The organism is Thalassospira profundimaris (assembly GCF_003326675.1).
Lineage (GTDB): Bacteria > Pseudomonadota > Alphaproteobacteria > Rhodospirillales > Thalassospiraceae > Thalassospira > Thalassospira aquimaris.
Genome location: NZ_JPWF01000010.1, coordinates 1 through 12,312, shown reverse-complemented (window position 1 = coordinate 12,312; position 12,312 = coordinate 1). Strand labels below are relative to the sequence as shown.

General features: G+C 54.1%; 12 protein-coding genes. 1 reads left to right on the top strand and 11 read right to left on the bottom strand.

Annotated elements, in window-relative coordinates:
* Window positions 1-107: 107 nt before the first annotated feature.
* Window positions 108-575 (bottom strand): hypothetical protein, encoded by a 468-nt coding sequence (locus TH19_RS14870; RefSeq protein ID WP_114103298.1) that lies wholly within the window; start codon window positions 573-575, stop codon window positions 108-110.
* A 202-nt stretch (window positions 576-777) separates the two neighbouring features.
* On the opposite strand from TH19_RS14870, the gene TH19_RS14865 reads away from it, so the two are divergent.
* Window positions 778-2,157 carry a diacylglycerol/lipid kinase family protein gene (locus tag TH19_RS14865; RefSeq protein ID WP_114103148.1) on the top strand — a complete coding sequence of 460 codons (1,380 nt, stop codon included), beginning with the start codon at window positions 778-780 and terminating at the stop codon, window positions 2,155-2,157.
* Between the two features lie 50 nt (window positions 2,158-2,207).
* Here the strand turns inward: TH19_RS14865 and ftsY are convergent, their stop codons facing one another.
* The 10 genes from ftsY to TH19_RS14815 all read right to left on the bottom strand — a co-directional run.
* A complete protein-coding gene (ftsY, locus tag TH19_RS14860; RefSeq protein ID WP_114103147.1) occupies window positions 2,208-3,143 on the bottom strand; it encodes a signal recognition particle-docking protein FtsY in 936 nt (311 codons plus the stop codon).
* Window positions 3,140-4,387 (bottom strand): tRNA (N(6)-L-threonylcarbamoyladenosine(37)-C(2))-methylthiotransferase MtaB, encoded by a 1,248-nt coding sequence (gene mtaB / locus TH19_RS14855; RefSeq protein ID WP_114103146.1) that lies wholly within the window; start codon window positions 4,385-4,387, stop codon window positions 3,140-3,142. Before mtaB ends, ftsY begins: the two co-directional genes overlap by 4 nt.
* A gap of 218 nt (window positions 4,388-4,605) precedes the next feature.
* The gene (locus TH19_RS14850) at window positions 4,606-5,631 is read right to left on the bottom strand and encodes a GGDEF domain-containing protein (protein ID WP_114103145.1); all 1,026 of its coding nucleotides are present in this window, start codon (window positions 5,629-5,631) and stop codon (window positions 4,606-4,608) included.
* A 150-nt stretch (window positions 5,632-5,781) separates the two neighbouring features.
* Window positions 5,782-6,711: an acetylglutamate kinase gene (argB, locus tag TH19_RS14845; protein ID WP_114103144.1), complete on the bottom strand. Its 930-nt coding sequence runs from the start codon at window positions 6,709-6,711 to the stop codon at window positions 5,782-5,784.
* Window positions 6,712-6,748: 37 nt separating this feature from the next.
* Window positions 6,749-7,411 (bottom strand): ribosome biogenesis GTP-binding protein YihA/YsxC, encoded by a 663-nt coding sequence (gene yihA, locus TH19_RS14840; RefSeq protein WP_114103297.1) that lies wholly within the window; start codon window positions 7,409-7,411, stop codon window positions 6,749-6,751.
* A gap of 72 nt (window positions 7,412-7,483) precedes the next feature.
* On the bottom strand, window positions 7,484-9,196 hold the full coding sequence (yidC, locus tag TH19_RS14835) for a membrane protein insertase YidC (protein WP_114103143.1): 1,713 nt from the start codon (window positions 9,194-9,196) through the stop codon (window positions 7,484-7,486).
* A gap of 45 nt (window positions 9,197-9,241) precedes the next feature.
* A complete protein-coding gene (gene yidD / locus TH19_RS14830; RefSeq protein WP_114103142.1) occupies window positions 9,242-9,556 on the bottom strand; it encodes a membrane protein insertion efficiency factor YidD in 315 nt (104 codons plus the stop codon).
* Entirely contained in the window at window positions 9,553-10,002 is a 450-nt protein-coding gene (rnpA, locus tag TH19_RS14825) for a ribonuclease P protein component (RefSeq protein ID WP_258547986.1), read from the bottom strand. The genes yidD and rnpA overlap by 4 nt, the downstream gene beginning before the upstream one ends.
* 16 nt (window positions 10,003-10,018) lie before the next feature.
* Window positions 10,019-10,153, bottom strand: coding sequence for a 50S ribosomal protein L34 (gene rpmH / locus TH19_RS14820; RefSeq protein ID WP_007091264.1), 135 nt, complete (start codon window positions 10,151-10,153; stop codon window positions 10,019-10,021).
* Between the two features lie 159 nt (window positions 10,154-10,312).
* On the bottom strand, window positions 10,313-12,312 hold a 2,000-nt coding region (locus TH19_RS14815; RefSeq protein WP_147250776.1), incomplete at its 5' end, for a calcium-binding protein.

Genomic DNA, 12,312 nt, shown 5'->3' with positions numbered 1-12,312 from the left:
GTCTTTCATCATCAGACCCTTGGTCGTTGCCAAATAAAAACAGCCCGCCCAAAACGGGCGGGCTGTCATCCCCGGACGTCAAATCGCCGAGTTCAGGTTGTGACGTCTTATTCGGCGGCCTGATCGCCCGAGATAGCTTTCTGTGCACTTTCAAGTGCATCAAGCGTATCGCGTTTAACGTCCTCCCATGTATCAGCCGAGGCATCCTTGGCTGATGACATGGCATTGCTCAGCTCGTCGCTGGCGCTGTCCCATGCCTCGGCAAGCTCGTCGACAGCATCCTCGCTATCATCCTGTACGCGTGCAGAGACATCGTCGTACTGATCGCCAAGCTGATCGGATTTCTCGTTTACCCAAGCAAGGAAGTCTTCCTTCTGCTCAAAGGTGAAATCCTTGGCTTTTTCATACTGGGTCGCAATTTTGTCACCCAGCTTGTTTGCATCCGACTTCACGGCATCATCGGTTGTCATTGTACCGGATGTATCGGTCGCAGAACCTGATCCGGCATATGCGGGAACCGCAACACCCATCGTCATAAGAACCGTACCAATCATCAGCATATTCTTGCTCAACATCACAACCTCCTTATTCATTAAGGGCAGCACAATTACTTGCGCGCTGCTTACACTGACAAACGGATGGTGCAAAAGAATGTTCCAATTGTGTTGATTTTATTTCACGGAACCTTCGAACGTCTTCGACGTTAAAAAGCCAGAAATACCAATCAGCAATACGGGTGTTCGCCTGTTTCTGTTTTTACACATAAGGGTTCCGCACGTGAAAAACTCTGATTTGACTGGCAAGGCATATCTGCTTCTGACCAAGGGCAAACTTCCTGAAAGCTGGCGCACCAATGGCGTGCAGCCCTTGCGTGCTGTTTTCCAAGACGCCGGCTATCAGACCGAACTTGCCCTTTGCGACAATCCCGATGACATCTGCAAACAGATCAAGGCATCCTGTCAGCCCGGCGATATCGTCGCGGTTGGTGGCGGGGACGGCACCATCAATGCAGTTCTTGATACCGTGATCGCCACCAAGTCCGTGCTGATCCCCATCCCCATGGGCACGGCAAATGATTTTGCCCGTACGCTTGGTCTGCCTGATGATCTGATTGATGCCGCCCGCGCGTCCATTCATGGACAGATCAGAATGCTTGATGTCGGTACCGTCAATGATCACAGCTTCATCAATGCCGCAAGCATCGGTGTCCCTGCCGATGCCCGCAAACGGATCAATCCCGGCCTTAAACGTGCGCTCGGTGCAATCAGCTATGCGGTTGCCAATTGGCAAAGCTGGCACGAAATGACGCCGCTTGCGCTCGAGATCTCGTGTAGCGGCGCACCCGCCCAGAACCTGAAACTGCGCCAACTGACCATTACCAATGGCCGCTATTTCGGCGGCGGCCTGCGTCCGAGTGACAGCAAAAGCCCCGAAGACGGTCTTTTGCATATGTTTGCCATCCGCGACAGCGTCGACACATTAAGCGGCCTTGATATCGCCGCCGAACTTCTGTTTGGCTCGGTCGATAACAGCAACTATGCCCTGACCATGGAATGCGATGAAATCACCATTAATGGCGAAGACGGCGCGCCCATACTGGCCGATGGTGAAATTATCGGGGAACTCCCCGCACGCTTTGGGATACGGGCGGCTGTTTTGCCGGTCTTCGCCCCCAACAGCTATATCAGCGAGGACAATCACCACCATCCCGACCATTCCGGGGCCATTCATCAACAGAATGAACTTAACGACATTCTACGCGACACCCTTGATTTCGCCCTGCGTCTGGAGGCGATCTTTCCGGTCGTCCATAACAGCAAGCTGAAATCGCTATGTCATGACAGTTCCCAGACCTTGCGCGATATTTATCGGCAACTGGAATTGTCCCTGCGTCCATTCGGGATGACGGCCGCATCACCGGACCCGGATTTACATAGCCTTGAAGAACTGCGAGATCGGGTGATGGACTGGCTGTTTGATGATGCAGACAATCGATTGGCCAATGGCCTTGAAGATCGCGCAGCGCAGTTGTCCGCCCAGATGAAAGCCATCGAAACAGATAAGTTGCCCGACGATATTGCCCCCGCCATAACCGCCCTTGATCAACAGATCGGGCAGTTTCGCGGAACGATCGGAAATCTGCGCACTACCGCATAAAAAATAAGGCAGCCACCCGGCTGCCTTATTGCATTTCGATCTGACTGTGATCAGTTGACAAGACCGGCAAGACTGCGCGCAAACGATTTTGCCTCGAACGGGCGCAGGTCTTCGGCGGCTTCGCCAACACCGATCGCATGAACCGGCTTACCGAATTTCTCGGCCAAGGCGACAACAACGCCGCCCTTGGCAGTGCCATCAAGCTTGGTCACGATCAGGCCGGACACATTCGTTGCCTCGCCAAACGTTTCGACCTGTGAATGGGCGTTCTGTCCGGTGGTCGCATCAAGCACCAGAAGCGTGTCATGCGGCGCAGTTTCATCGCGCTTTTTGATGACGCGGACGATCTTTTTAAGTTCGTCCATCAGGTGCGCCTTGTTCTGAAGACGCCCAGCGGTGTCTATCAGCAACAGGTCATAACCTTCGCGCTGGGCCTGATCAATCGCATCAAAGGCAAGACCGGCGGCATCCGCCCCGGTATCGCGTGCGATCACAGGACAATCGGTACGCTCGCCCCAGACTTTAAGCTGTTCGACCGCGGCCGCACGGAATGTATCGCCCGCCGCCATCATGACCTTAAGCCCCTGGTCCTTATAGGTCTTGGCAAGCTTGCCAATCGTTGTGGTCTTGCCCGATCCGTTGACGCCAACAACCAGAACCACATGGGGTTTTTTGGTCGCGTCAATGACAAGGGGCTTGGCAACCGGATCAAGGATTTTGGCGACTTCTTCGGAAATGAATTCCTGGATTTCGGCAGAATCAACTTCTTTGTCAAACCGGGTCTTGGCCAGTTCCGCGCTCAGCTTCGCAGCGGTTGCGACACCCAGATCCGAGGTAATCAGAAGGTCTTCGAATTCTTCAAGCGCGTCATCATCAAGGCGACGCTTGGTGAAGATGTCGGAAATTCCGGTGGTCAGCTTGGAGGAGGACCGCTTCAGCCCGTCTTTCAGGCGGCTAAACCAGCTTTTTTTCCCCTCTTCCGTCATCCCACAAGCTCCGCAATCAGTTTTCCATCTTCAAGGCCGGTTACCTTGGCCTTTGCTATTGAGCCCGGTTCTATCACGCGATCAAGCAGAACGGGAGCAAAATGCTCCGTATGGCCGGTATTTTCCTTTTCAACCAACACATTCTCGATCATGCCGATGCGTGATTGCAGGAATTTGTTCAACTGAATATCCCCGGCATCGCGCAGCGCACTTGCCCGTTCCTTGCGCAAATCTTTTGGCACCTGGGGCATCCGTGCCGCCGGGGTGCCCGGACGGGCTGAATACGGGAAGACATGCAGATAAATCAAACCGCATTCATCGACCAGACGCAGGGTATTGTCCGCCATTTCATCGGTTTCGGTCGGGAAACCGGCAATGATGTCAGCACCGAATGTCACATCGGAACGCAATTCACGGACTTTTTTGCAGAAATCGACCACATCCTGACGCAGGTGGCGGCGTTTCATACGCTTAAGCACCATGTCATCTCCTGCCTGCAAGCTGATATGCATATGCGGCATCAGGCGCGGTTCGGTTTCAATCAGACGGAACAGGTCTTCATCGACCTCGACCGGATCAATCGATGAAATGCGCAGACGCGGCAATTCCGGCACCTGCGCCAGCAACCGGCGCGACATCTGTCCCAATGTCGGCTTACCCGGAAGATCATGACCATAGGACGTAATATCCACACCGGTCAAAACCACTTCGCCATAGCCATTGGCAACCAGTTCACGAACCTGACTGACGATTTCACCCATCGGGACCGAACGGGAATTTCCACGGCCATAAGGAATAATGCAGAAGGTGCAACGATGGTCACAGCCGTTCTGAACCTGCACAAAGGCGCGTGCGCGCCCTTCAAACCCCGACACCAGATGACTTGCCGTTTCCTCGACTGACATGATGTCATTGACGACAACACGTTCATGTTCAGGCATCAGGAACGTCTCGGCCTTCATCTTGGCATCATTGCCAAAGATGCGGTCGATCTCGGTCATTTTGGCGAATTTTTCGGGATTTACCTGAACCGCGCAACCGGTCACAAAAATCTTGGCATCGGGATTTTCCCTGCGCAGGCGGCGGATGCTTTGACGCGCCTGGCGTTCGGCCTCGGTCGTGACGGCACAGGTATTGATAATGATCGCATCATCAAGGCCGGCATTTTTGGCATGGTCGCGCATCACCTCGGATTCATAGGTGTTCAGGCGACATCCAAATGTAACTACGCGCGGCTCTGTCATGCTCGGCTTTCTGCGATCTGTCCGTAAACTGGGAAACATTCCGCCTGCGCAATTCGTTTTGATGCAGCAAGTGCGGAACGCCCGGCAAAGTTCACACCTTGCCGGGCGCTGGTTACATACGCTTTTGGGCGCTTCAATGCAAGTCCACCGCTGTCATGGCACGCATGCATAGCAAGCGCAAAACGGCTTAACCGCCCCCATCAGCGGTAGAAAATCGACTATTCCGCCGCGAAGTTGCGGTTCCGTCCATCCTTCTTAGCGCGGTAAAGTGCACTGTCGGCCCGGTCAATCAGCTTGGCACCACCTTCACCGGCGACATATTCCGCGGCTCCGACTGATACCGTCATCTGACCGTAAGACGTTCCTGAATTTTTGGCTTTGATCTCGCGGGCAGCGATACGTTTGCTCATGTCATCGGCCAAAGCCATGGCATCTGCCAGCGGCGTCTGGGGCAACAGGATGGCAAATTCATCCCCGCCATAGCGGGCAACAATATCACGGCCCTTGATATTGGCCTTCAGCATCGACGCAATCAGAACCAGTATTTCATCGCCGATCCGGTGCCCGAACCGGTCATTGACCGATTTGAACTGATCAAGATCGACCATCATCACACAGAACGGTTCCGGGCTTTTTGAAGAATCATATTCGGCTGCCAAGGATGTCAGCTGTTCTTCAAAATACATGCGGTTGGCGACACGGGTCAGACCATCGGTATAGGAGCGTTCGCGGGTTTCTTCGAGTTCGCGCTGCAGAAGCGCCACCTTGCTCAGATAGCTATCCAGGCGCTTGTGCAGCTTATCGATGGTGCTTTTCATCTGATCAGTATGACTGATCACGTCCTCCAGCACCGGGCTGACATCCTTGTGCTTTTTCAGGGTCTTGAGCGACTTGGTCAGCAAATCGCCATAGCTTCCCAGCCCCGTGCGTGCCGATGTCAGACATTCATCGCTGTTTTCGACCAGCACTGAAAAGTCTTCCATGCCGCGCTGAAGGAAATCAGCCGCCTGTCGATCAAAGATGTAACGGTAATAAAGCTGAAGCAGCGTGTCCTCGGCCAACTCATCGCCACTGGCCTGAACCGCATCAATAACCCGCAGGATTTCCGGGTTCTCTTCGGCGAAATAAACGAACCATACATGGTAAAGTTCGGGTGTAGGACGCAGGCCCCGCTCTCGCAGGGCCTTTAACGTCGCATTTGCATAGTCCCAATGGCGAGATATCTGTTGTTCCCTTGTGGTCACAACGGTTGCTCCAGCTCGTGTTTTAATAGTCAAGTCAATACGTTACGCCTAAACGGCGTTATTCATCGCATCAACATATCCTAATTCACTTTGCGGGACCAGATATACGTCGCAATAAACTATACTAAAGTGGTGCGTGACCCTGAACGGTCAGCTTCCGCGGATCATGGTCCCGGCACCGCGTTCGGTGAACAGTTCCAGCAAAACAGCATGTGGCGCACGGCCATCAACAATCACTGCTGCCTCGACCCCGTTTTCAACCGCATCCATACAGGTTTCGGTTTTCGGGATCATGCCACCCTGAATGGTGCCATCGGCAATCATTGCATTGATGTGGTCGGTGTCTGCATCTCTTACAAGGTTCTTGTCCTTGTCGAGAATGCCTTTCACATCGGTCAGCATATACAAACGACGCGCACCAACCGCCTTGGCAATCGCACCGGCCGCCGTATCAGCGTTGATATTGTATGTCTGACCGTCTTCGCCAACACCGATCGGTGAAATAACCGGGATAATGTCGGTATTGATGAAGCAATCGAGAACGTGCGGATTGACCTTTTCCGGTTCACCAACAAAGCCCAGATCGAGGACCTTTTCGATATTGCTTTCCGGGTCACGTTTGGTACGGGTCAGTTTGCGCGCCGTAATCAGATGCGCATCCTTGCCGCACAGGCCAACACCGATACCGCCTGCCGCATTGATATTGGAAACGATTTCCTTGTTGATCTTGCCGGCCAGAACCATTTCGACAACGTCGATGGTCTGCTGATCGGTCACACGAAGACCATCAACAAATTCGGACTGGATATTAAGCTGTTTAAGCATCTGGCCAATCTGCGGACCACCGCCATGAACCACAATCGGGTTCATGCCAACCTGCTTGAGAAGCACCATATCCTGGGCAAACAGGCGGGCCAGCTCAGGATCACCCATTGCATGGCCGCCATACTTGATCACGATCGTCTGACCGTTGAATCGTCGCATATAGGGAAGAGCCTCGGAAAGAACTTTTGCACGTGCCAACGTCCGGTATGCGCTGGATTCCGATTGATCTTCTTCAGAACGGATTTCTTCGTTCATCTCACTTCCCCATATTTAAGCGATGGAACTGACGGGATTACAGCAGTGTTGAAATCTCTGCCCGCAATTCCGCAAGTCCGGTATTCTTCTCACTTGATGTTGCAAAAATCTGTGGCAAGGCGGCCGGATGTTTCACCAATGCCTCGACCACTTCCTTGATGCGTTTTTCGAGCTGTCCCTTTTTTAGCTTGTCTGACTTGGTCAATACAACCTGATATGGCACAGCAGACTCATCAAGCAGCTTCATCATATCCAGATCGGCCTTTTTGAAGCCGTGTCGGGAATCGATCAGCACAAACACGCGACGCAACGTCACACGTCCACGCAGATACTGTTTAATCAGCATATGCCAGGTATCGACAATGTCCTTGGGGGCCTGGGCAAAACCATAACCCGGCAAGTCCACGACATAGCATGCGCCATCAAGATCAAAATAGTTCAGCTGCTGTGTACGTCCAGGTGTGTTCGAGGTCCGCGCAATGTCCTTGCGCCCGGTGATCGCGTTGATCAGGCTGGACTTGCCCACGTTCGAACGACCGGCAAAGCAGATTTCGGTTTTTTCTTCGGGTGGCAGCTGTTCAAGCTGCGCCACGCCAAGAACGAAGTTAACCGGGCGGCTAAAAAGCTTCCGCCCGGCTTCGATTACTGAGTCTTCATGCTTCGGAATCGAGATATCCGAAGGCAGATTTTCTTGTGTCATCGTCATTCCTTCCCCGGCATTTGCGGGGATTTTCCCCGAAGGGACGGTAAACCCTTAAAGGGTAGATGGGGGTTAAACCCCCATCTTGTACATGATGTAGCGCTGCTGAAGGATCGACAGCGTGTTGTTCCATGCCCAGTAGATCACAAGACCAGCCGGGAAACTTGCCAGCATGAAGGTAAAGATCAGCGGAAGGAACATCATGATCTTTGCCTGGGTCGGATCAGCCGGCGCCGGGTTCAGTTTCTGTTGCAGGAACATGGTAACACCCATGATCAACGGCCAGATACCGATCATCAACATCTGCGGCGGATCCCACGGGATCAGGCCAAACAGGTTGAACAACGACGTCGGGTCCGGTGCGGACAAGTCCTGGATCCAGCCAAAGAACGGCGCATGACGCATTTCAATGCTGACAAACAGAACCTTATAAAGCGCAAAGAACACCGGGATCTGAACAACGATCGGAAGGCAACCCGAAGCCGGGTTAATCTTCTCACGCTTGTACAGCGCCATCATTTCCTGCTGCTGACGCTGACGATCATCTTTGAACTGCTCGCGCATCTTGGTGATCTGCGGCTGCAACTTTTTCATCGCACTCATGGATTTGTACGACTTGTTTGCAAGCGGGAACATGATCGCCTTGACTGCAACAGTCAAAAGCAGAATCGAAACGCCGAAGTTGCCGACCAGATGATAAAGCCACTGCAGAACCAGGAAGAACGGCTTGGTCAGGAAGTAGAACCAACCAAAGTCAATCGCGAGATCAAAGTTGGTGATCCCGTATTCCTCGGCATAATTGTCAAGCAAGGTAACTTCTTTAGCACCGGCAAACAGACGCGTCTCGGCAGCGGCTTCTGCGCCATCAGCAATCGTGCGCGGCGCACCAAGATAATCCGTCTGATACTTGTCGGAATTGTCCGCCACATGGTGGCTGAAACGTGCCGTCAATGCTTCGTCAGCAGAAGGCGCAAGCGCTACCAGCCAGTACTTGTCGGTAATGCCCAACCAGCCACCGGTGGTTTTCTTTTCAACCGCACCATCATCAGCAAGGTCGTCATAGTCGATCTCGGTAAGAGTACCGTCAATCACGCCAAGCGGACCTTCATGAAGGATGTAGAAACCAGCTGTATGCGGCTTGTTCTTGCGTGAAATAAGACCATACGGATAAAGGGTGACTTCGCCACCACTGTTATTGACGACCGACTGGTTGACGGTGAACAGATAGTTCTCGTCAATCGCGATCTGACGCTTGAAGGTCAGGCCAGCACCGTTATCCCAGCTCAGCGTTACGGGACTGTCAGGTCTCAGCTTGTCGCTGCTGGCGGTCCAGCGGGTATCGCTATTGGGAAGATTAACGCCCTTCTCACCGGCAACCCAGCCGAACTCCGCAAAATAGGCATCATTGCTGCCCGTCGGGTTCAGAACATGGATCAGCGGGCTGTCTGGCTCTTCGGTCTCGCGATAATCCTGCAACTGGATATCGTCGATCACACCACCAACGAGGCGAATCGAACCTTCGACACGCGGGGTTTCGATGATGATACGCGGCGATTTTGCCAAAGCATCGTCACGATTGACAGTCGGCACTGCGGGCTGACCGCCCGGAACACTCGGCCCACCGGTTGATACCTGCGGCGTATTCGTGCCGTTTGCATCAAGCTGTTCACGAACTTGCGCCTCGCGAACCTGGGGACCAGGTTCCGGCGCAAAGAAGAATTGCCACCCGATAAGAATCACAACTGCCGATGCAATTGCTACCCACAGGTTACGTTGTTCGTTCATCGCCTCTTTCCGCTTTTTTCAGCCAGCACACGCCGACCGCTTACTTTATTTACAACATGACGAAAGCGCCGGGGACTGGCTTTCACCATCCGACGACGCTTTGTTTTGTTCACAGCCACATCCGGGCACGGGATCATAACCATGACCACCCCATGGATGGCAACGCATTATCCGTTTAAATCCCATCCAGCTGCCTTTTATTGCCCCGTGACGGGCCAATGCTTCCATCATGAATGCCGAACAGGTCGGCTGATAGCGACATGACCACCCGATATAAGGCGACAAAAACAGCTGATAACCGCGAACTGCGACTTGAAGAAGACGGGCAAGGAAACCGGGTGCGGGATTCGAAGAGGTCACTTGGACGGACCTCCCGCTTTTGCGACACCGACAGACGGACCTGCACCACGTCCCTTGCGGGGACGGCGCGAATCCGGTGCAGACGGTTTGGCATCAGGAACCCGACGCAGAGCAAACGTCATATCATCAATCAGCTTTTCAAACGGCCGATCAATGGTTTGGGCACGACCGATCACGACATAATCCCAACCGGGCAATGCGAGTTCGCTCATCAATTGCTCTGCCACAGCACGCAAACGCCGCCGAACGCGATTGCGGACGACGGCCTTTCCCACCTTTTTGGTGACAGTGAAACCGACTCGGGCGAGTCTTTCTTCACCGGCGTATTCTGTATCCGGCTTGATCCCGGGGCGTGGTGCGCCCTGAAGGATCAACCCCTGTGTAACCCATTTTCGGCGGGTGCCCGCAACACGGAGGAATTCCGCACGCTTTTTAAGGCGTTCCACCGAAATGGTCACAACATTAGGCCGACAGACGCTTGCGGCCCTTGGCGCGGCGTGCGGTCAGCACACGGCGGCCACCGACGGTCGCGCTGCGGGAACGGAAGCCGTGGCGGCGTTTCCGTACGAGTTTGCTTGGCTGGTAGGTGCGCTTCACTGCACTTACTCCGTTCTAAATAAGGTAATCCGATAAAATTCGAGGTCCGCTGTATAGGGCTTCACACAATGGCTGTCAACTCGTGACAGGGTGATTCCCCCCAGAAAACCGGCAATGCCGTCAGGATTTGGTCCTGACGGCACCCGAAATGTGAATTCGTCACCACTCGATACGTTCGACATTGGAGAATGTCAACTCGGAACCATCCGAAAACACGATGGTACCCGACGAATCGGTGGAAAGTTCCAGGTGGTTTTTCTTCGAATCGGTGATGCTTCCCTCATCCAGGATCAGGGTCCAATCACTCGAGTCGAGATTGCCACCGCCAAGACCATGCAATTCGATGGTATCGGTCGTCCAGCCGTTGGCACCGCCATCTACATGGTCATTGCCCTCGCCCATATTAAAGATGAACAGATCGGAACCGCCCCCGCCATACAGCGTGTCATCTCCGATCCCGCCAATCAGCGTATCATCATCATCCCCGCCCAAAAGCAGGTCATCACCGCTGCCGCCTGTCAGGATATCCTTGCCAGCCCCGCCGATCAGGGTGTCATCACCCTCATCGCCATACAGCTTGTCATCCCCGCCAGCACCATCAAGCGTGTCATCACCGGCACCGCCATAGAAGGTATCCTTACCCCATCCGGCAGTCAGCGTGTCGTCACCAGCACCACCATTAAAGTAATTGTCACCGCCATCGGCATTCAGGATGTCATTGCCATCACCGCCATAGAACGTGTCGTCGCCGTATCCGCCATGGATCGAATCGTCGCCTTCGCCGCCCCAGACCGTGTTCTTGCCGCCACTGACATCAATATTGTCATCACCAGCACCCGCCGAAACGGTGTCATTATCACTGCCTGCGGTGATGGTATCGTCACCACTTCCGGTTTCGATATAGTTCCGGCCTTCACCGGCATTGACGGTATTGTCCCCGTCCCCGGCATAGATTTTATCATTGCCGGAACCGACACTGATGCTGTCATCACCGGCACCGCTCCAGATCGTGTTACGACCCTCGCCCGCAGAAATCAGGTTGTCGCCATCACCGGCATCAATCCTGTCATCATTACTACCCGACGAGATCGTGTCGTCACCTGATCCGGTTTCGACATAGTTTTTACCTTCTCCGGCACTGACATAGTTATTGCCGTCGCCGCCAAGGATCGTGTCATCACCGCTTCCGGCATAAAGGCTGTCATTGCCCGCACCGGTTTCAATGTGGTTGTTGCCCTCGTTGGCATAGATGATGTTGTCACCGTCGCTGGCATAGATGTTGTCATTACCGCTGCCTGCGGTGATGTAGTCGTTACCCGTACCGCCATAGATGGTGTTGTTGCCTTCACCCCCATGCACGGTGTCATTCCCGGCACCGGCATCGATATAATCGTGGCCATCATCGCCGGTAATGCTGTCATTGCCATCCCCGGCATAGATCACATCATTCCCGTTACCACCCCAGATCGTGTCATCCCCGGTATTGGTCGAAATGGTGTCATTGCCACCACCGGCCCCGACCGTGTCATTCCCTGCCCCGGTCTCGAAGACCTCGCTGGCATCTGTGCCCCACAGGGTTTCATCACTGGCTGCCAGTTCCTCGATTGTGACCTCAAGGATGGCTGTTGTTGTCGCGGTGTCGTCGCCGTCCTGGGACTGAACAGATACGGTGAGTTCAAACGTGCCGGAATAATCACTTGCGGCCGCAATGGTCAGCCCGACCAGTTGGGCTGCACTCAGCGTCCAGCTTCCATCACCGTTATTGGTCCCTGCCGACAGGGTCGCGCCTGTAGGCACACCACTAATGGTCACTGTCAGCGTCTCACTGCTATCGGTGACGGCTGCGTCGATATCAAGGGCGACACTGTTGCCTTCATCGCCACTGGCATCACTGACCTCAAGGGTTGGCGTATCCGCCACACCGGCGACATCAACCGTAATCGTGTCATTGATGCTTGCCGTATCCTCGCCATCGGTCGAGGTCACGGTGACATTCAGATCAAACGAACCGGAATAGTCATCGGCTGGCGTGATCGTCAGACCTTCAAGATCACCTGCACTCAGCGTCCAGGTGCCATCGCCGTTATCTGTACCGGCGGAAAGCTCCGCACCATCCGGAACGCCCGAAATGGTGATCGACAGGACTTCGGAACTGTCTG